Genomic DNA, 18966 nt, shown 5'->3' with positions numbered 1-18966 from the left:
CAGGGAAGATAAAATCTAGCGAACTGCGTTACAATTGATCGATGTGGCGATAGTTTATCCCGATTTTCGGGAGAAATACGCGATGAGCCGGATAGATGATTTCGAAGCCTTCATTGCCATTGTCGAGCATGGCAGCCTGACGGCTGCCGCACGCCGGCTGAACCGCTCACTGCAGTCGGTCAGTCGGTCTTTGGCGACATTGGAGGAATCCATCGGGGTCGAGCTTCTGCACAGGACGACGCGCCGCTCGACGCCGAGCGAAGCCGGTGCGGCCTTTTTCCAACGCATCAAGCCCGCCATCGAGGAAATAAACGAAGCCAGGCTTCAGGCGGCCAACCGACGATCCGAGCCGTCCGGCATCCTGCGTGTGAGTGCCCCGGTTCTGTTCGGCCCGGATTTCCTGATGCCGGTCATCGCCGACTATATGCGGACATATCCCCAGGTTGAGGTTGACCTCCAGCTTTCCGATGAATTTGTCGATCTGGATGCCGTGGGTCTCGATCTGGCGGTCCGGATCGGCGATTTGCCGGATTCCAGTCTACGGGCGAAGCGGCTGGGGGCGTTGCGGCGCGTCGTGTTCGGCGCACCTGCCTACTTTCGACAACGCGGCCGACCGGCCCATCCGCTTGAATTGCGTGAGCATGAATGCATCGTACGAACTGTTGACGGCCGCCCGGGCGAATGGATGTTTCAGATTGAAGGCAAGCCCCGGCCGGTGAAGGTCGCGGGCACCTTCCGGTCCAATTTGATGATATCGATCTATGCAGCCGCGGTTCACGGCTTGGGTCTGGGCTACTCCCCGCTTTGGCAGGTAAAACACCTGGTGGACGATGGCCGCCTGGAACTGGTTCTGACCGAATTCGAGCCGGTGCCGGTGCCGATACACGCCGTGTGGCCGGAAGGCAGGTCGTCCTCGGCCAAAGTACGCGCTTTTCTGGACCTGTTGGCATCTCGCCTGGAGCTCAGGAACCTTTAGGGCCCAAACCAAACTGAGCGCCGATCTTACCTCATCGATATCAAGTTCGTGATCAGAACTGCCTTGACGGCGTCGGGTGCTGGTTGATGGACCTCCAAATGACCGATGTCGTTCAGCTGATCGATCGTCAAATCTGCCAGTGCCCTGCGTCTTGCGGCGGTCCGCCGCCATCTCGTGAATGCAGCGATCATCATTGCTGCGCTTTTCAACCCAGACCCAAGCAAGCGTTTGGACATGCCGCGGGCGGCGCGAGTTTCCGTGTGAGCCATTGTTTTGGTCTCCCATTTCGAGTTTGCGGATGGGAGCGTGCCACGCAGGTGTTTTCGGGCTGTTCGGCTGTGTGTGAACAATTGGGAGGAGTCCGATGATCCGCCGTTAAATCGGTGTTAAATCGATCCACCGAGATGCTATTCTGTCGCCGCGGTCAAAGTCTGGAGACGATTTGTGCGCATCCGGTTGCTTGGTGGCCTGGAGGTTACTTCCCCGGAGCGCCGGCCCGTCCGGTTCGCCACACGCAAGACTTCGCTTCTTTTTGCTGCTCTGGTTCTCGCAGGCCGCCGCGGCCATCGTCGCGAGCAGCTTTCCGAAGCCTTTTGGCCGGGGCGAAGCAATGGGCAGGCCCGCAATAGTTTGCGTCAGGCGCTGGTCGACATCAGGCGCACGTTCCCCGCCAGCTCGGATGCCACCGTCTACATCGATGGGGATCAGGAAACCGTCGCGCTTATTGCCGGTCCGGATGAGGCGGACATCTCGATCTTCGACCGGAAGCTGGAGGAGGGCCGGACCACTGATCTCGCCTTCGCCGCCGATCTGTACCGCGGTGAGCTGCTTGCCGGGCAAGCCATTCCTGACGAACTGGACGAGTGGTTCAGACCTTATCTGAGCAAGTATCAGCGCAAAGCGCTGCAGTTGGTCGATCGGCTGAGCCTGGCGCTGCCCGCACCCGGCTCAGCGGAAGAGACGGCCTGCGAACGGCTCGCGGAGAGATTGCTCGCCCCGGATCCGACGGCGGAGGCGGCCCATCGGGCGCTGATCCGCATCCACGCTCATCGAGGTCACGAAAACGCCGCCTTACGCCAGTTCGAGCTGTGTCGGGCAGCTTTGAAAAAACATCTGGATGCAGAGCCTGAGGAGCGGACAAGCTCGCTGGCGGCTTCTCTGCAGTCCCGTGAACGACCTGAACGTCCGCGGCCGGAGCCAAGCTCCGGCGTCGCATCACTGGCGCAGGTTCTGGCGGCCCCGACGAGGCGCGACGACCACCCATCGATAGCGGTGCTGCCGTTTCAGAATCTAAGCGGTGATATGGAGCAGGAATATTTTGCCGACGGTATGGTGGAAGACATTGTCACGGCCTTGGCTCACTTTCGTCACCTGTTCGTAGTCGCACGGAATTCGAGCTTCACCTACAGGGGACGGTCCGTAGACATAGAGCAGGTCGGGCGTGAGCTGGGCGTGCGCTATGTGGTCGAGGGAAGTGTTCGCCGGGCTGGCGACCGCCTGCGCATCGCCGGGCAGCTCATCGACACCTCGACAGGGGCCTATCTCTGGGCCGACCGTTTTGACGGAGCGCTCGCCGAAGTCTTCGATCTGCAGGACCAGGTCGCCTCGAGCATTGTCGGCGCAATCACACCGAAAATGGAGGAGGCTGAGATCGAGCGTGCCAAACGCAAACCGACTGAAAGCCTCGACGCCTATGACTACTATCTCCGCGGGCTGGCGGCCTTTGACCGGACGATCACTAGTAGGTCGGCCATTGACGATGCCTTGCGCCTCTTCATGAAGGCGATCGACGGTGACCCCGAGTTTGCCGCAGCCTATGCGCGGGCGGCGCGGTGCTACGCTACCCGAAAAAGCAACGGCTGGATGGTCGACCGCGCGAAAGAGAATGCCGAGGCTACTCGACTGGCCAGGAGAGCGGTCGAACTCGGAAGGGACGATGCGATTGCGCTTTCCTTCGGTGGATACGTGCTCGGCTACGTAGGTGGCGACCTTGACGACAGTGCGGCTTGCATCGATCGCGCGCTCGTTCTCAACCCGAATCTAGCGGCCGCGTGGGGCCTAAGCAGCTGGGTCAGGGCTTGCTTTGGCGAGCCAGGCAAGGCCGTCGAGCACGCCGCGCTTGCCATGCGCCTAAGCCCATTGGATCCACGCCTGTTCGCTTGGCAATTCAACACCGGGCTCGCTCATTTTTGTGCCGGCCACTACGATGACGCCGCCACTTGGGCGGGAAAGTCGCTGCGATACCAACCGAACTACGTGAGCGCGATGCGTGTAGTGGCGGCGAGTCATGCCCTTGCGGGGCGCCTGTCGGAAGCGCAGCAGATGATGGCCCGGGTCTGCGAGCTCGATCCCTCGCTGCGGCTTTCGAATCTTGCCGAGGTGCTGCCGCCGTTTTATCGACCGGACGATCGCAGCAGGTACATCGAAGGCCTTCGCAAGGCGGGCCTGCCGGACTAACGCCATCTCAGCGTGAGGCGAGGCCGTCTTATGCCAGCTTCGTGCTTCGCGCGTCGGCGGGACGCGCGAGCGCTGTGGTATCAGACCTTGGCGACGATCCGCATGAAGGCCGGCATGTCGTCGCCGAAGCCCACGGTCGCGTCATTGTCTTCCTGGCGCTGACGGGCAGGGCGCTCGCGCTGTGGCCTGGTATCGCCGCGTTCCGGCGCGCGCCGCTCGCTGCGATCGGGCGAAGCCTTCCGTTCAGGTGAAGCTTGGCGCTCGCTGTTTTCCGAGCGGATCGCCTCTTTGCGGGTACGCCGCTCGCCGATGTCGGCGACCGCGGCTTCGGCCACGACCGGCTGTTCCTCGCTCACCGCTTCCGGCGCCGTTTCCTCGCCACGTTTGGCGTGGCGTTCACGCGGCTTGCGCTCGCCCCTGTCCTTGGCGTCGTCCTTGCGCCCGGCGCGGCGTGGCGCACCACGGCCACGGCGGGGGGCCTCATCCTCGCCGCCTTCGCTAACGACGACCGTCGACAGGTCGCCGTCATGCCACTCGATCTTGGTGCCGATCAGCCGTTCGATGGCGTCGATGTATTTGGTGTCCGATTTGGTCGCGATGGTGAAGGATTTGCCGGAGCGTCCGGCGCGGCCGGTACGGCCGATGCGGTGGACATAATCCTCGGCGTGGATCGGCACGTCGTAGTTGAAGACATGGCTGACGTCGGGAATGTCGAGGCCGCGCGCCGCGACGTCCGAAGCAACGAGATAGCGCAGCTTGCCGTCACGGAAATTGGCCAGCATCTGCATGCGCGCGCGCTGGTCCATGTCGCCGTGCAGGGCGCCGGCGTCGAAATCATATTTCAGCAGCGAGCGGAACAGCTCCGACACCTCGACCTTGCGGTTGCAGAAGATGATGGCGTTCTTCAGCTCGGCATCCTCGGCCTTCATCAGATTGCGCAGCGTCTCGCGCTTGTCCCAAGGCTTTGGCCCGGATTTCACCAGCCGCTGGATGATGTTGGTGGCGGCCGATGCAGCCTTCGACACTTCGACGCGCACCGGCGCGTGCAGGAACTTCTCGGTGAGCTTGGTGATCTCCGGCGGCATCGTCGCTGAGAAGAACAGCGTCTGCCTGGTGAACGGGATCATCTCGCAGATGCGCTCGATGTCGGGGATGAAGCCCATGTCGAGCATGCGGTCGGCCTCGTCGATGACGAGGATCTCGACGCCATTGAGCAGGAGCTTGCCGCGCTCGCGATGGTCGAGCAGGCGGCCGGGAGTCGCGATCAGCACGTCGGCGCCGCGCTCGAGCTTCTTGTCCTGCTCGTCGAAGGACACGCCGCCGATCAGCAGCGCGATGTTGAGCTTGTGGTTCTTGCCGTATTTGACGAAGTTTTCCTCGACCTGTGCGGCAAGCTCGCGCGTCGGCTCGAGGATCAGCGTACGCGGCATGCGGGCGCGGGCGCGGCCCTTTTCCAGCCGGGTGAGCATCGGCAGGACGAAGGACGCCGTCTTGCCGGTGCCGGTCTGGGCAATGCCCAGCACGTCCTTGCCGAGCAAGGCGTGCGGGATAGCACCAGCCTGGATCGGCGTCGGCTCGGTGTAGCCGGCATCGGTAACTGCGGAAAGGACCTTCGGCGACAGGCCGAGGTCTGCGAAGGTCAACGCTTCTTGAGCGATCTGGGTGTCTGAGGACAAGTTTGGCTGTCTTTGGCTGGTTCGGGGGCGCAACATAAGCAGTCGCGGCAAGCGCCGCGCGCCTGCAAGATTGGTATTGCAGGTAGGCGCAAGCCTACGATTTGTCAACACAAACGGGCGGCATTGGCGCGATTGTGAAGTCGTAACCTTAATCGCGATGCTTAATTTGCGCAGTGGCTGCTGCGCCGGCTCAGTAGCGGAACTGTTCGGCGAGAATGCGCTCGTTCCACGAATGGTTGGGATCGAACAGCAGCGTCGCCGTCGCCGTCGGCGATTCCCTCACCGTGACCGTCGTCACCGCCTTGACCTCGGTGTGGTCGGCGGCGGCATTCACCGGCCGCTTTTCCGGCTCCAGAATGTCGAAACGCCCGATCGCCTTGTTGGACAGCAGCGCGCCGCGCCAGCGGCGCGGACGAAACGGGCTGACCGGGGTCAGCGCCAGCAGCGGAGCGTCGAGCGGCAGGATCGGCCCGTGCGCCGACAGATTATACGCGGTCGAGCCGGCCGGCGTCGCAATCATAACGCCGTCGCAGTGCAATTCCTCCAGCCGCTCTTGCCCATCCACGGTGATGCGGATCTTGGCGGTCTGGTAGGACTGGCGCCAGAGCGCGACCTCGTTGATCGCCAGCGCCGAAATCGTCTCACCCTCCGCCGTCACCGCCTGCATCTCCAGCGGACGGATCGTTTCGGCGACCGCAGCTGCGATGCGCCCGGTCAAGCCGCTGGCGCGGTATTCGTTCATCAGGAAACCGATGGTGCCACGGTTCATGCCGTAGACCTTCTTTCCAGTGCTCATCGTCTCGCGCAGGGTCTGTAGCAGAAAGCCGTCGCCACCGAGCGCCACGACGATCCCGGCATCCTCGACGGATGCCTGGCCGTAGCGTGCCGAAAGGCTTTCCAGCGCTGCATTGGCGTCGGCTGTACCGGATGAGACGAAGGCGAAACGGCTGGCGGTTTTGCTCATGGCTCTCAACGACAACCGATTGGCAACGACCGATTGGTGGCGACCGGTTGCGGGGTCGCGCCAGCGCCGGGTTAGCATGGGCGGGCATTTCTGCAAAGGGAGGGAGGTGTCTTGAGATGGCGGCCAAACAGGGCGCACTCGCGCATCATGTCGGGGGACAAAATGATGTGATGGTTAAGACCTGCCTTAAACTCTCGTAAAGCCGGATCGATCATGTTAGCCGGCAGTGGATGGGCGGCGTGGGGCTAACCAGTCGAGGCCGATCTATTGCCGCTGGCACGCTTGATTATCGTCTTCCTGATGCTGGCAAGTTTTGCCCTGGCTTTCGCGGAACTGGTGCGCCAGTCGGAGGAAAAGAGTTTTAGACCCGAGCCCACGGCCTCACGCTGCGGCGACGCGGCGGGCACACCCTGCCCGCAAAGGGCGCTTTGACGCTATAGCGTAGTCCTTATCGGGCGAGCAGATGGCAGCCGGCCTGGCGCTTTTGCGCGAGATACTCGTCGACAAGCTGGCGATAGCGGACTTTGCCGAAGCTCGGGAAATGCCCGCCATGCACGACCGAGACATCGAGACCGCGCATGCGCAGCAGCGTTTCGACATAGTCGTCGATATCGGAGTGATAGACATCGTCGATCAGCGGGCCGTCATAGATGATGTCGCCGGAAAACAGGATGCCCGTCCTGTTTTCGTAGAGCGCAATGCCGCCGGGTGAATGGCCGGGCGTGTGGATGACCTCGAAGGTACGGTCGCCAAGATCGACGATGTCGCCTTGTTCGAGCAACCGGCCGGCTGGTGCGGGCAGGATCCGGTAGCGCTTCGTATCCCAGCCTTGCGGCATGCCGTCGAACATCTCCTCGGTGGCATAGCGGTCGGCAACCGTCCATTCATTGCGTGGGTCGGCGAGGATCCCGGCCTCGGCCGAGTGCACGCAGCGGTCGGGAAATTCGTGATGGCAGCCGATATGGTCGAAATGCGTGTGGCTGGCCACGCAGGTGAGCTTGCGTTCCGTGACCAGCGGCACGTGGCGGCGCAGGCTGAAATGGCCGAGGCCGGTGTCGAACAGCAGGTCGCGGTCGCGGCCGCGCACATGCCAGATGTTGCAGCGGAAGAACGGCTTGATCCACGGCTCGTGGATCAGCGTCACGCCATCGCCCATGCGGATGCTTTCGTACCAGTGGCCGGCGTCGATGATTGGAAGCGTGCTCATGTTCAGTCCGCAAGCAGGATGACGTCGCCAGCATCGCACGATACGGCGACAACGTCGCCCGGCTGGACGGTCGATGCGGAGGGGACCTTGGCGATGAAGTGCAGCGCCGGGTCGGTCGTGGAGGTTCCCAGCACGCGCTTGAAGCTACCCTGGAAGACGACGTCGCTGACCTTGGCCATGCCAAGCGCTACAGGGCCGCTGGCAGCGCCGAGGACAAGATGCTCAGGCCGGACGGCCAGCGCAACCGTCGAGCCGGCCGGCAATGTGCCAGCCAGCGAGAGCGACCCAAGCTTCGTGGTGACGGTGATTTTGCCGCTCTTCGCCTCGGTCACTGTTCCGGAAATCAGCGTGCTTTCGCCCATGAAGGTCGCGGAAAAGCGCGTCGCCGGCCGTGCATAGACGCGCTCGGGCGGTCCTTCATCCTCGATGCGCCCGTCATTCATCACCACGCAATGGTCGGCCAGCGCCATCGCCTCTTCCTGGTCGTGGGTGACGTGGATGAAGGCGGTGCCGACACGCTTCTGGATCGCCTTCAACTCGTCCTGCATCTGCCGGCGCAATTTGAGGTCGAGCGCACCGAGCGGCTCGTCGAGCAGGAGCACCGCCGGCTCGACCACCAGGGCGCGCGCCAGTGCCACGCGCTGCCGCTGCCCGCCGGAAAGCTGGTGCGGCTTCTTGTCGAAGGCGGTGGCGAGGCCAACCAGCGCCAGCGCCTCGTGCGCCCTTGCTGCCCGGGTTGCGCCATTGACACCCTGCATGCGCAGCCCGAAGCCGACATTGCTGCCGACGCTCATATGTGGGAACAGCGCATAGTCCTGGAACACGGTCGTCGTCGGCCGCTTCGCCGGTGGTACTGCGGTGCAGTCCTCGCCGCGGATCAGCACCTTGCCTTCGCTCGGCATGACGAAGCCGCCGAGAATGGACAAAAGCGTCGTCTTGCCGGAGCCGGACGGCCCAAGCAGGATCGTGTAGCTGCCCGGCTCGATCGTCAGCGAGACGTTCTTCAGCACAATGTGCTGGCCGAAGCGATGCGAGACAGAGCTTATATCGACCAGTGGCGCCGTCATGCCGGCTTCCTCCGCAACAGCATCAGCTCGAACAATACCACCAACACGATGGAGACGGCGAAGACCAGCGAGCCGACGGCGTTGGTCTTGGGATTGAGACCGGAGCGCAGCAGGTTCCAGATCTCGACAGGCAGCGTCGTGTCGAAGCGCGTCAACAGGAACGAGATGACGAATTCGTCCCAGGAGAAGGTCATCGACAGGAAGAAACCGGCGAAGATCGCCGGCGCCATCACAGGCACGGTGATCAGCAGCAGCACCTTCCATTCGGGCGCGCCGAGGTCGCGCGCGGCGCGCTCGATATTGATCTGGTGGTCGCCCATCTGACTGTAGACGATGGCAAAGCACAGCGGCAGGTTGATCACGACATGGCCGATGCCGGCGGCAAGAAGCGACTTCGGCACGCCGGCCCAGTTGAACAGCACCAGCAGCCCCATGCCGATGATGAGATAGCTGACGGTCAGTGGCAGCGTGATCAGTCCACGCATCAGGCCCGAGCCCGGCAAGGCGAAGCGTGCAAAACCCCAGGCCGAGAGAAAGCCGAGCGTGACGGCGACAGCCGAAGAGAGGACGGCAACCAGCAGCGAGTTGACCAGCGCCGAGGTGAGCCGCGTATCGGCGAGCACGGCCTCGTACCAGCGCAGCGACGGCCCGGTGAAGGGCGGGATCGGAAACGACGTCGCCTGCAGCGAAAACAGTATCAGCACAACCACCGGCAGGAAGATGAAGCCGTAGATGGCGATGGCGTAAAGGCCGGAGACGAGGCGGATGAGAGCGCGCATGGTCAAGCCCGCTCGATCTTCAGCCAGCGGGCGCAGGCGAGATAGGCAACGGTGACGACCGCCATCAGGATGATCGACAGCGCCGAGGCGAGCGGAAAGTCGCCGCGCCGGCCGATCTGCATCATGACCAGCTGCGGCATCAACAGCTCATTGTTGCCGCCGAGGATCTGCGGTGTGATGTAGTCGCCGATGCACAGCACAAAGGTGAGGAAGGCGCCGACCATGATGCCAGGCAGCGTCAGCGGCAGAACGACATGCAGGAATGTCCGGATCGGCCCGGCGCCGAGGTCGGCTGCGGCCTTGCGGTAGCTGGGGCTGAGCTGCTTCAGATTGGCGAAGATCGTCAGCGTCAACAGCATGACGAAGAAATGCACGAAGCCGGTGACGGTCGCTAGCCGCGTATTGGCGAGCTGCAGCGGTTCGCTGAACAGGCCGGAGCCGGTCAACGCATGGTTGACGACGCCGTTCTGCGCCAGCACCAGCAGCCACGAATAGGAGCGCACGACATAGGAGGTCCAGAACGGCAGCACCGCCAGCATTAACGCCAGCCGCTGCCAGCGCTCCGGCACCTGCTCGGCCAGGATCCAGGCGAAGGGATAGGCAAGCAGCACCGAGATCACGGTGACGATGGCCGTGACCTGCAGCGAATTCACCATCGCCTGCCAGTAGGACGGATTGGCAAAGAACTGGCTGTAGTTGGACAGCGTGAAGCCGCCGCCTTCATGCGCCGTCAGGCTGGATACCGCCATAGCGACGAAGGGCAGCACGAAGAACAGCAGCGTCCAGCCGAGCGCCGGCGTGACCAGCGCCCAGGGTAGGGCACGCCCGCTGTTGGCGGAGTTCACGACCGGCAGCCGGTCATTGCGCCTGCAGCATTTCGGTCCAGACGTCCTGCATTTTCTTGTCGAGATCGGCATTCGGCGCCGGATAGGATTGCGCGCGGGCGAGGAATTCCGGCTGCTCGTCGAAGCGCAGGATCTTCTTCTGCTCGTCGCTCAGCGCCGCTTTGGTGTTGGCCGGCATGCCCCAATAGCAGGACGAGGTGGCGAGCCGCGCCTGGCCTTCGGGGCTCATAATGTACTGGATGAATTTAAGTGCCAGGTTCTTGTTCTTGGAATCCTTGAACATTGCCAGCGACTGCGACCACAGCACGGCGCCTTCCTTCGGGATCGAGAAGTCGAGCGCCGGGTTTTCCTTGGCCAGCCCCGCCGTCACCCATTCGCCACCTCCGACCAGTATGTCGACCTCGCCGGTCGCCAGCGCTGTCTGGCTGGCGGTCACTTCGCCGACCAGCTTGGCATTGGCCTTCATTTTGAGCAGCTGTTCCTTGATGGCGGGAAGGTCGGCTTCGGTCAGTTCCGCCGTCTTCTTGCCGATCGCCAGGGCGGCCATGCCGATGACCGGCAGGTAATAGTCGTAGATGGCGATCTTGCCTTTGTATTTATCGCCGGTCAGCGCCGCCATCGACTGCATGTCGGCCGGGTCGACTTTGGTCTTGTTGTAGCCGATCGTGTTGTACCCGAACTTTTCGGTGATGCCGTAGCGCTTGCCGTCGACCACGGTGGAGCTATCCATCTTCACCTGCGGAAACAGGTCGGCCAGCGGCAGCTTGTCTTCCGGCAGTGGCTCGAACAGGCCTTTTTCGACGCCGCGCGGTATGTCGATGCTGTCGATCACCATCACGTCCCAATCGCCGGGCTGCGATTGTTCGACGATCGCCAGGCCAGCGCCGGTGCCTTCGAACTCCTTGACATTGACCCTGACGCCGTTGGCCTCCTCGAAAGGCTGCAACAGCGCCGGATCGGCGTGATCGCACCAGATCAGCGCGTTGAGGTCCTGCGCCTGAGCGAGGCTGCCCGTCGCCAGCAGCAGTGCCGCCGCGGCACATGCGCTGTGGAGATGGCTCTTCAGAACCGAAATCGTATTCCTGGTAGTTGGATTGGGGGTCTTTGGATTGATGGACATCGAGTGTTCTCCCTTGCCTTTTTTGGCTTGTGGCAAAAAATTGAACCAATTCTAAAATTGAGTCAATTCTGTTTTTGTGGCAAACAGCCGCTATGAGCGGATTGCGGGCAAGGCAGAAGGCGGATCGGCACCGCCGCATCATCGAGGCGGCGGCGGCGCTTTTCCGCGATGCCGGTTATGAAGGCGCCAAGATCGAGACGATTGCCGCGCAGGCTGAAGTCTCGGTCGGCACGATCTACAATTATTACCAGAACAAGGGCGACATCCTCGGCGCCATCGTTTCGATGGAGGTCAACGAAGTGCTCAATGCCGGGCGCGGCGTGGTGGCCAACCCGCCGGCCAATGTCGGCGACGCGCTGGACACACTGCTCGGCATCTATATCGAGCATTCGCTGCATTATCTCAGCAAGGAGATGTGGCGACAGGCGATGGCGATCTCGACGCAACTGCCCGACAGCCCGTTCGGCCAGGCCTATACCGCGCTCGACCGGGCACTGACCGAGCAGATCCGTGCGCTGATCGCCCGCCTGCAGGCGCTCGGCCTGGTGCGCCGCGACATCGACGGGACGGCGCTCGGCGAACTGGTGTTCAACAACATGAACATGATGTTCATCGAGTTCGTGAAGCGCGAGGAGGCGAGGATGGCCGAACTGCGCACTGCGATACGGCGGCAGAATAGGATATTGGTGGCGGCGATTGGGGTTTGACTGCAGTCACCCAGCCGAAAGACCTGCCCGAGCGAGGGCTTCGGGCGCCGGCGTGACGTGCCCGTGCGGCTTGCAATAGCCGGGGTCGATCGCGCGATAGCCGAGCAGATGGCCGAGTGGCGCCAGGATCCCCAGCGCCACTCGCTGAATCGCAGGTGGCGGGTGCGTGAAGACGATAACGTCGGCAAATTCCCTGGCGATGACCACCGCCTGAAGCGGCGAAGGCCTGCCTTTTTTGTCCACCTTGCCGGCATTGGCCAGGCCGAAGAGCATGCCAATCAGCAGCTCGAAACGGTTCGGGTCGATATCATCCGCACCTGGTGCCCGGTCGACTTCGACCAGGACATGCGCTTCTTCGGTTTTGCTGCTGTTCCACCAATCATGTGCGACGCCTGCTTCGATCGCGGCGGATTGGCCAGGCCCCAGAGACAAAGTCTTTCCGGCGATGCAAGCGTCGAGCCGGCCGCCGAGGACGGTAAACCGTTCCGTCAGGTTCGGGTGGAAGTGCTCGCCCACCACTGCGGCCCCCGGCCGAGCGGTCAGATGGGCGATGCCAGGTCCCTGGCCGCGGTCTTCTGTGCCACGCAGGATGACGGCATATTCGCCGGTCACCTTGTTCTCGTAGACATCTCCACAGCGTGACATGGATCAGCTCGTGGTTTCATAGCATCAGTGCCGCCAACTATACGTTGAAGGCCTGGTGCTTCAACGGTTACAGGCGATCGCGAGCGCCGGCCTCGTTAACACAGGCACGACGCTCTACCGAATATGCTTAGGTGGCCGCGCTCGCGGAAACGGCACGACCGTCAGTGGCGCCTTGCGGAATTCCGCGATGGCTATTTCTTCAATCAGCGCGTCGAGGGCCTCGTTGACGCGTCGGCTCGTTTCATCCGCGCCGCAGAGGCGGTTTTGTGCGCACTCCAAAAGCTCGCGCGCCGCGGCGAAATCGCTTCGCATGACAACACCCTTTGGTTTTTGGCCCGCCGCACCGACATTGTCGGCGCGCTTAATTGAGCGAGTGCTAATATACACAGGGGCAATTTAATCGAATGGTACGAGATGGCCGAGGCCGGGAGAGCGGGCCGAAACGACGGCTCTGCAACGGCGGCGACACGCCCGAGCTCAGCGTCTCCAGATACGAGATGCTAACTCGTTGTCTGGCGATAGATTTTGCCAGCGATTTCACGGAAGTTTCTGGTGACCCGACGAGGACGGTCCCGACACTTACGCCCTAATACGATCTTGGGCGGCTTAGATATTCTCTGGCGGCGGCAATCTGGCGTCGATGCTCGCGGAGGAAAGCCGCGCCGAAACAAATCGCAAAGGCCAGTACGGAAAGGCTTGTCGTTGCTCTTGATGCTGGATCGGGATCGGGACTTATCAGGAAACGGAAACCAAGCGCGAAGGCGAAGACGATAAGGCCGCCAAACATACCGTTGATGAAGGGGGCGGTCGTGCGTTTCTGCTCCAACGAAGACTCCTAGGTTTTCCGCTAGGGAACTATGGTTTCCGCTAGGGAATATATGCGTTGAAGCTGATGTGCTACCGATCTGACGGCCCCGGCCTGTGGATATCGGGGACGAGCAGATATCAAGCGCCCCCGAGGTCTCAAGAAGCCCGCACTGGTGCCCCCGGACGGAATCGAACCGCCGACCTTCGGTTTACAAAACCGCTGCTCTACCAGCTGAGCTACAAGGGCACGGCGCTCGGGTTAGCATATTTGCTGCGCCAGTAAAGACAAAACTCCGTTTTCGGCTGCCGCGACCGCGCCGGTTCTGCCGCCAGGGCGTCCTGAAAACGGCCAATTCGCTTCCTATATTGACCGAAGGTGCAATCGCATCAGCGAGGCTGTCGCATGATCAGGTTTGTCATCATTCTCCCGCTCGTCGTCGTGGCCTGGGTTCTCCTGGTGAAGCTCGTCAGGGATCTGAAGCGCGCCAATATCGACTGGACCGGCGTCACCACCATCATCGGCTTCATCGCGCTCGCCTTCTGGCTTCGCCATATCACCGGCATGGGCTGAGGTCTGCCGATTGTTCCGGTGAACTGTCGACCGGCGACTGTTCGTGGTCGCGGCCGACGCATCAGGCCGGGCGATTTCTCCCTTCGAGAAAAAATCCAAAAAGATCTTCGAACCTTTTTCCTTGTTGCGACGACTGACGGTCAAGAGGCGGTGGGTCGCCTCTCACAACAAGGAGATCGTCATGTTCAAACGCACCATCGTTTCCGGCCTCGTCGCCACCACCGTCGCCGCCGCCATGCTGGTTGGTACGGTTCAGCCTTCGGCCGCCCATCACAAGCACTACAACAAGCACCCGGCATCGGCATTGCTGCAGGTGTCGGCGGCTTCCTGCTCGGCAGCGCGCTCGCCCAGCCGCGCACCGTCTATATCGAGGAAGACGGCGGCTCCTGGCATGTCCGGCGCTGCCTCAATCGCTACCAGAGCTACGACCCGTACTCGGACACCTATGTCGGGTACGACGGTTATCGCCATCGCTGCCACCTTTGAGAGCCACTACCGCCCGTTTTGAGAGGAGGTGACCGTTTCAGGCAACCGGAAGAAGGGGCATCCCACCGCCCCTTTTTCTGTATGTCTGAGTTCCTATTCGAATGGTCGACTGCCAATGTCGGCATAGCTCATCATTTTTGAATTGGGCGCCGTCGACGAAACTGCCAATCTCCCCCCTTGCGGGGGAGATGCCCGGCAGGGCAGAGGGGGGTGCTGCCCCGCACTACTTGCCAGGCAATCGGAGCCTCCCCCTCAAGACGTTCGGAATGGGCTAAATCGAAAATTTGCGATCCTTCGCACCCCCCTCTGTCCTGCCGGACATCTCCCCCGCAAGGGGGGAGATTGGATTGCCGCACGGCTTTCGCCAATCGCCAACACTGAAAACTGCCTTATCCCGCCGTTCGGCTCTTGCCGATGTACAGGGGTTTCCCAGCAGCCTAATCTACAAGCCGAACAGCAATCTACTGCCGAGCCGAAACAGGGAGAGGGCGCTTGGGCGAGCACGATCCGAACGAAGAGCCGATCGAGACGATTTTCCGCAACGGCACAATCACCACCGTCGGCATCCTGCTGGCGTTCTCGCTGGGCTTCATCACGCATTGGGCCGCCAACCCGATACCATGGGAAATCTATCACCTGGCCGCCGTCGTGCCGATTTTGATCGGCATTGCCCTGCAGATACGAGCGCTGCGGTTGCTGCTCGACATAACGTGTCTACAACGGCGCGTTTATGAACGCGCCAATCGCATCTTCATTGCCGGCCTCATCTTCACCGCCTGCGGAGTTGGGCTGGCGATGCTGCTTGATTTCTACGACCTATCGACCAAGAGCGCGGTGCCCGGGGCCTAGCTCTGGCCATCCTGGCAGATGTCGCACCATTCGGCGCTGGTCAGCGCTGCCATGCGCTCGGTTCGCTGCCAAGGCCGGGAGGTGTCGGCAGGCCGCCGATCATCCTCGTCACCTCCGCAGCTGCATCGCGCACCAACGGGCCGATCTCGGCCAGCCGTTCCGGCGTGACCCGCACCGTCGGCCCGGAGACTGAAACGCCGCCAATCGGCTCGCCGAACTCGTTGAAGATGGCGGCGGCAACGCAGCGCATGCCCGGATGCCGCTCCTCGTCGTCTACTGACCAGCCGCGCAGCTTGATCGTCACCAGGTCGCGGGCGAGAGCCGAGATGTCGGACAGCGTGTTTTCAGTGAAGCGCTCCAGCCCGGCCCGGCGCAGGATAGTGGCGACGCGCTCCGGCTCGAGATGCGCCAGCACCGCCTTGCCGATGCCCGAGGCGTGGAAAGAACTGCGCGTGCCCGGCCGGAAGAAGGCGCGGATCGCCTGGTGCGTCTCGACCTGGCTGACGAAGACGACGCAATCGTCCTCGGCGACACCGAGATTGGCGGTCTCGCCGGTCTTCTCCATCAATTCCTGCATGACGATGCGGGCGCGATCGACCAGCTTGCGGCGGCGCAGGAACGCCGCGCCCATGCGATAGGTCTCGACGCCGATCGACCACAGCTGGTCGGTGCCGTCGAACTCGACCATGCCATGGTTCTCCAGCGTCGTCAGCATGCGGTAGGCGGTGGATGCCGGCAGACTGGAGCTGGCGGCGATCTCGCTCAGCGACAGGCCACTGCCGTCGGCCACGATTGCCAGGATGCGAAGCGCCCGGTCCAGCGACTGCACCGAAGCGGCCTCGGACGGTCCGTTGAAGGCGCGCGGCCGGCCGCGCTGGCGTTTTTCGGTGGTTTCCATGGGTCCATTCTTCCCCTGTTCGCCCAAGCAAGCAATGAAAAAGTTTTTCATCGATTTGCGAAGCGAATTCATGGAAAACAGAAAGGCCAATCAATTCAATTCACAAGAGCCGCTCTCTAGAAATGAAAAAATATTCTGAAAAAATTGAAAAATAGTCGGCGCACTGGCATCATCGGCCATCAACAATTCCGTGGAGGCTGACATGGCCAAGATGCGCGCAGTCGACGCAGCGGTTCTCGTCCTCGAAAAAGAAGGCATTTCCTGTGCCTTCGGCGTGCCGGGTGCTGCGATCAACCCGCTTTATTCGGCGCTGAAGGCGAGGGGCAGTATCCGCCACATCCTTGCGCGGCACGTCGAGGCGGCTTCGCATATGGCCGAAGGATTTACCCGCGCCAGATCGGGCAATATCGGTCTGTGCATCGGCACTTCGGGTCCCGCCGGCACCGACATGATCACCGGCCTCTATTCGGCCGCTGCCGATTCCATCCCGATCCTCTGCATCACCGGGCAGGCGCCGCGGGCTCGCCTCAACAAAGAGGATTTCCAGGCTGTCGACATCGCCGCCATCGCCGCGCCCGTCGCCAAATGGGCTGTTACCGTCATGGAACCCTATCTGGTGCCGATGGCGTTGCAGAAGGCGTTCCATCTGATGCGCTCGTCGCGGCCGGGGCCGGTTCTCGTTGATCTGCCGGTCGATGTGCAACTGGCTGAGATCGAGTTCGACATCGATGCTTATGAGCCGCTGGTGCCGTTCAAGCCGGCAATGTCGCGCGCTCAGGCGGAGAAGGCCCTGAAAATGCTCAATGCGGCCGACAAGCCGCTGATCGTCGCCGGTGGCGGCATCATCAACGCCGATGCGTCGGACCTGTTGATCGAATTCGCCGAAGTCACCGGCGTGCCTGTCATTCCGACGCTGATGGGCTGGGGCGCGATCCCCGACGACCACCGCCTGATGGCTGGCATGTGCGGGCTGCAGACCTCGCACCGCTACGGCAATGCGACGATGCTCGAAGCCGATTTCGTATTAGGCATCGGCAACCGCTGGGCCAACCGCCACACCGGTTCGGTCGACGTCTACACCAAGGGCAAGAAATTCATCCACGTCGATATCGAACCGACGCAGATCGGCCGCGTCTTCGCGCCGGACCTTGGCGTCGTCTCGGACGCCGGTGCGGCGCTTAAAATGCTGCTCGACGTCGCCACCGAATGGAGGACGGCCGGGAAATTGCGCGACTGGTCGGGCTGGGCCGGCGAATGCCGGCAGCGCAAGAAGACGATGAAGCGCAAGACGCATTTCGACCAGGTGCCGCTGAAGCCGCAGCGCATCTACGAGGAGATGAACAAGGCGTTCGGCCGCGACACCACCTACGTCACCACGATCGGCCTGTCGCAGATCGCCGGGGCGCAGTTCCTGCATGTCTACAAGCCGCGCAACTGGATCAATTGCGGCCAGGCCGGGCCGCTCGGCTGGACATTGCCGGCGGCGCTCGGCGTTCGCGCCGCCGATCCGGACCGTACCATTGTCGCACTTTCCGGCGATTATGATTTCCAGTTCATGATCGAGGAACTGGCAGCCGGCGCGCAGCACAGACTGCCCTACATCCATGTCGTCGTGAACAATGCCTATCTCGGCCTGATCCGCCAGGCGCAGCGCGGGTTTTCGATGGATTTCGAAGTCAGCCTGGCCTTCGAGAACGTCAATCGACAGGGCGATGCCGAAGCTGGCTACGGCGTCGACCACGTCGCTGTCGCCGAGGCGATGGGCTGCAAGGCCGTCAGGGTGCGCAAGCCGGAGGAATTCGCCGGTGCCTTCGAGGAGGCGCAGCGCCTGATGAACGAGCACCAGGTTCCGGTTGTGCTCGAATTCATCCTCGAGCGCGTCACCAACGTTTCGATGGGCACCGAAATCGACAAGATCACCGAGTTCGAGGAGCTTGCCGAGCATCACGAAGACGCGCCGACGGCGATCGTCATGCTCGACTAGCTGTTTTATGAGGAATTACTGCCATGCCACGGTTTTCAGCCAATCTTTCGATGCTCTTTGGCGAGCACGACTTCCTCGACCGCTTCGATGCCGCCGCCCGAGCGGGCTTTAGGGGTGTCGAGTATATCGGTCCCTATGACCATGCGCCGGATGTCGTTGCGGCAAGGTTGAAGCAGAACGGGTTGACGCAGGTCCTGTTCAACCTGCCTGCCGGTGACTGGGCCAAGGGCGAGCGCGGCATCGCGATCCTGCCGGACCGCATCCCGGAGTTCCGGCAAGGCATTGCCAAGGTCGTCACCTACGCGCACGCGCTGGGTTGCGAGCAGGTCAATTGCCTCGCCGGCATCGCGCCGCAGGGCGTCGATCGCTCCGTGCTGGAAGACGTCTTCGCCGAAAATCTGGCTTTCGCGGCGGAAAAGCTGGAGCAGGCCGGCATCCGGCTGCTGATCGAGCCGATCAACACCCGCGATATCCCGGGCTTCTTCCTGAATTACTCGGACCAGGCGCTGGCGCTGATCGACCGCGTCGGCTCGAAGAACCTGTTCCTGCAATACGACATCTATCACATGCAGATCATGGAGGGGGATCTCGCCCGTACCATCGAGGCAAACCTCAACCGCATCGCGCATATCCAGCTTGCGGACAATCCTGGCCGTCATGAGCCGGGGACGGGCGAGATCAATTTTCCTTTTTTATACAAGCACATCGACAGGATCGGGTACCCCGGCTGGGTCGGGGCGGAGTACAAGCCGAAGGGCGGAACGGAAGCCGGGCTCGGGTGGTTTCGGGACGGGGCCGGGCAGGGGAGTGCGGCGGCATAGACGCTACGTATCGCACGTCGCGTTCCTGCGCGCCCCCTCTGGCCTGCCGGCCATCTCCCCCACAAGGAGGGAGATTGGATGTCACCGCCGCTTTCGCCAATTTTCGA

Annotated in this window: 19 protein-coding genes and 1 tRNA gene; 8 read left to right on the top strand and 12 right to left on the bottom strand. The window is 62.2% G+C overall.

Annotated elements, in window-relative coordinates; translation table 11 throughout:
• Nucleotides 1-82 precede the first annotated feature (82 nt).
• On the top strand, nt 83-976 hold the full coding sequence (locus NKI22_RS11100; protein ID WP_352717370.1) for a LysR family transcriptional regulator: 894 nt from the start codon (nt 83-85) through the stop codon (nt 974-976).
• A gap of 444 nt (nt 977-1420) precedes the next feature.
• Entirely contained in the window at nt 1421-3433 is a 2013-nt protein-coding gene (locus NKI22_RS11095; RefSeq protein ID WP_352958426.1) for a BTAD domain-containing putative transcriptional regulator, read from the top strand.
• A gap of 80 nt (nt 3434-3513) precedes the next feature.
• On the opposite strand, the gene NKI22_RS11090 is transcribed toward NKI22_RS11095, so the two are convergent.
• The 7 genes from NKI22_RS11090 to NKI22_RS11060 all read right to left on the bottom strand — a co-directional run bounded on the left by NKI22_RS11090 (nt 3514) and on the right by NKI22_RS11060 (nt 11091).
• On the bottom strand, nt 3514-5109 hold the full coding sequence (locus NKI22_RS11090; protein ID WP_031193535.1) for a DEAD/DEAH box helicase: 1596 nt from the start codon (nt 5107-5109) through the stop codon (nt 3514-3516).
• A gap of 190 nt (nt 5110-5299) precedes the next feature.
• The gene (locus tag NKI22_RS11085) at nt 5300-6073 is read right to left on the bottom strand and encodes an NAD kinase (RefSeq protein WP_352958424.1); all 774 of its coding nucleotides are present in this window, start codon (nt 6071-6073) and stop codon (nt 5300-5302) included.
• Nucleotides 6074-6521: 448 nt separating this feature from the next.
• Nucleotides 6522-7280, bottom strand: a complete 759-nt coding sequence (locus tag NKI22_RS11080) for an MBL fold metallo-hydrolase (RefSeq protein WP_352643514.1) — start codon at nt 7278-7280, stop codon at nt 6522-6524.
• A 2-nt stretch (nt 7281-7282) separates the two neighbouring features.
• Nucleotides 7283-8347 (bottom strand): ABC transporter ATP-binding protein, encoded by a 1065-nt coding sequence (locus tag NKI22_RS11075; RefSeq protein ID WP_352643516.1) that lies wholly within the window; start codon nt 8345-8347, stop codon nt 7283-7285.
• The gene (locus NKI22_RS11070; protein ID WP_023717499.1) at nt 8344-9126 is read right to left on the bottom strand and encodes an ABC transporter permease; all 783 of its coding nucleotides are present in this window, start codon (nt 9124-9126) and stop codon (nt 8344-8346) included. Before NKI22_RS11070 ends, NKI22_RS11075 begins: the two co-directional genes overlap by 4 nt.
• A 2-nt stretch (nt 9127-9128) precedes the next feature.
• A complete protein-coding gene (locus NKI22_RS11065; protein WP_502897692.1) occupies nt 9129-9971 on the bottom strand; it encodes an ABC transporter permease in 843 nt (280 codons plus the stop codon).
• Between the two features lie 13 nt (nt 9972-9984).
• A complete protein-coding gene (locus NKI22_RS11060) occupies nt 9985-11091 on the bottom strand; it encodes a polyamine ABC transporter substrate-binding protein (RefSeq protein WP_352643518.1) in 1107 nt (368 codons plus the stop codon).
• 92 nt (nt 11092-11183) lie between these two features.
• Between NKI22_RS11060 and NKI22_RS11055 the strand changes: the two genes are divergently transcribed.
• Nucleotides 11184-11798 carry a TetR/AcrR family transcriptional regulator gene (locus NKI22_RS11055; protein WP_352643520.1) on the top strand — a complete coding sequence of 205 codons (615 nt, stop codon included), beginning with the start codon at nt 11184-11186 and terminating at the stop codon, nt 11796-11798.
• A 6-nt stretch (nt 11799-11804) separates the two neighbouring features.
• Here NKI22_RS11055 and NKI22_RS11050 read toward each other — a convergent pair whose 3' ends face one another.
• The 4 genes from NKI22_RS11050 to NKI22_RS11035 form a co-directional block, all read right to left on the bottom strand.
• The gene (locus NKI22_RS11050; RefSeq protein WP_352643523.1) at nt 11805-12443 is read right to left on the bottom strand and encodes a cupin domain-containing protein; all 639 of its coding nucleotides are present in this window, start codon (nt 12441-12443) and stop codon (nt 11805-11807) included.
• A gap of 114 nt (nt 12444-12557) precedes the next feature.
• Nucleotides 12558-12755 (bottom strand): hypothetical protein, encoded by a 198-nt coding sequence (locus tag NKI22_RS11045; protein ID WP_352496180.1) that lies wholly within the window; start codon nt 12753-12755, stop codon nt 12558-12560.
• A 274-nt stretch (nt 12756-13029) separates the two neighbouring features.
• Nucleotides 13030-13269 (bottom strand): hypothetical protein, encoded by a 240-nt coding sequence (locus NKI22_RS11040; protein WP_031193539.1) that lies wholly within the window; start codon nt 13267-13269, stop codon nt 13030-13032.
• Nucleotides 13270-13421: 152 nt separating this feature from the next.
• A tRNA-Thr gene (locus tag NKI22_RS11035) sits at nt 13422-13497 on the bottom strand.
• A gap of 156 nt (nt 13498-13653) precedes the next feature.
• On the opposite strand from NKI22_RS11035, the gene NKI22_RS11030 reads away from it, so the two are divergent.
• From NKI22_RS11030 to NKI22_RS11020, 3 genes are all read left to right on the top strand, one after another.
• On the top strand, nt 13654-13821 hold the full coding sequence (locus tag NKI22_RS11030) for a hypothetical protein (RefSeq protein WP_023717505.1): 168 nt from the start codon (nt 13654-13656) through the stop codon (nt 13819-13821).
• Nucleotides 13822-13839: 18 nt separating this feature from the next.
• Nucleotides 13840-14307, top strand: coding sequence for a BA14K family protein (locus tag NKI22_RS11025; protein ID WP_352643580.1), 468 nt, complete (start codon nt 13840-13842; stop codon nt 14305-14307).
• A 492-nt stretch (nt 14308-14799) separates the two neighbouring features.
• Nucleotides 14800-15156 (top strand): hypothetical protein, encoded by a 357-nt coding sequence (locus tag NKI22_RS11020; RefSeq protein WP_023717507.1) that lies wholly within the window; start codon nt 14800-14802, stop codon nt 15154-15156.
• Between the two features lie 40 nt (nt 15157-15196).
• Here the strand turns inward: NKI22_RS11020 and bhcR are convergent, their stop codons facing one another.
• The gene (bhcR, locus tag NKI22_RS11015; RefSeq protein ID WP_352484570.1) at nt 15197-16054 is read right to left on the bottom strand and encodes an HTH-type transcriptional regulator BhcR; all 858 of its coding nucleotides are present in this window, start codon (nt 16052-16054) and stop codon (nt 15197-15199) included.
• A gap of 202 nt (nt 16055-16256) precedes the next feature.
• On the opposite strand from bhcR, the gene gcl reads away from it, so the two are divergent.
• On the top strand, nt 16257-18038 hold the full coding sequence (gene gcl, locus NKI22_RS11010) for a glyoxylate carboligase (protein ID WP_352496178.1): 1782 nt from the start codon (nt 16257-16259) through the stop codon (nt 18036-18038).
• A gap of 23 nt (nt 18039-18061) precedes the next feature.
• On the top strand, nt 18062-18859 hold the full coding sequence (gene hyi, locus NKI22_RS11005) for a hydroxypyruvate isomerase (protein ID WP_352484572.1): 798 nt from the start codon (nt 18062-18064) through the stop codon (nt 18857-18859).
• Nucleotides 18860-18966 lie beyond the last annotated feature (107 nt).

This window comes from Mesorhizobium sp. M0778, assembly GCF_040320105.1.
GTDB lineage: Bacteria > Pseudomonadota > Alphaproteobacteria > Rhizobiales > Rhizobiaceae > Mesorhizobium.
Note: the sequence above shows the minus strand (reverse complement) of the source record. Positions and strands in the feature narration are given on the sequence as shown.

Coding starts and splice junctions, on each gene's coding strand:
- NKI22_RS11100 (WP_352717370.1), top strand. CDS start 83: ATGAGCCGGATAGATGATTTCGAAGCCTTCATTGCCATTGTCGAGCAT.
- NKI22_RS11085 (WP_352958424.1), bottom strand. CDS start 6,073: ATGAGCAAAACCGCCAGCCGTTTCGCCTTCGTCTCATCCGGTACAGCC.
- NKI22_RS11080 (WP_352643514.1), bottom strand. CDS start 7,280: ATGAGCACGCTTCCAATCATCGACGCCGGCCACTGGTACGAAAGCATC.
- NKI22_RS11075 (WP_352643516.1), bottom strand. CDS start 8,347: ATGACGGCGCCACTGGTCGATATAAGCTCTGTCTCGCATCGCTTCGGC.
- NKI22_RS11070 (WP_023717499.1), bottom strand. CDS start 9,126: ATGCGCGCTCTCATCCGCCTCGTCTCCGGCCTTTACGCCATCGCCATC.
- NKI22_RS11060 (WP_352643518.1), bottom strand. CDS start 11,091: ATGTCCATCAATCCAAAGACCCCCAATCCAACTACCAGGAATACGATT.
- NKI22_RS11055 (WP_352643520.1), top strand. CDS start 11,184: ATGAGCGGATTGCGGGCAAGGCAGAAGGCGGATCGGCACCGCCGCATC.
- NKI22_RS11050 (WP_352643523.1), bottom strand. CDS start 12,443: ATGTCACGCTGTGGAGATGTCTACGAGAACAAGGTGACCGGCGAATAT.
- NKI22_RS11045 (WP_352496180.1), bottom strand. CDS start 12,755: ATGCGAAGCGATTTCGCCGCGGCGCGCGAGCTTTTGGAGTGCGCACAA.
- NKI22_RS11030 (WP_023717505.1), top strand. CDS start 13,654: ATGATCAGGTTTGTCATCATTCTCCCGCTCGTCGTCGTGGCCTGGGTT.
- bhcR (WP_352484570.1), bottom strand. CDS start 16,054: ATGGAAACCACCGAAAAACGCCAGCGCGGCCGGCCGCGCGCCTTCAAC.
- gcl (WP_352496178.1), top strand. CDS start 16,257: ATGGCCAAGATGCGCGCAGTCGACGCAGCGGTTCTCGTCCTCGAAAAA.
- hyi (WP_352484572.1), top strand. CDS start 18,062: ATGCCACGGTTTTCAGCCAATCTTTCGATGCTCTTTGGCGAGCACGAC.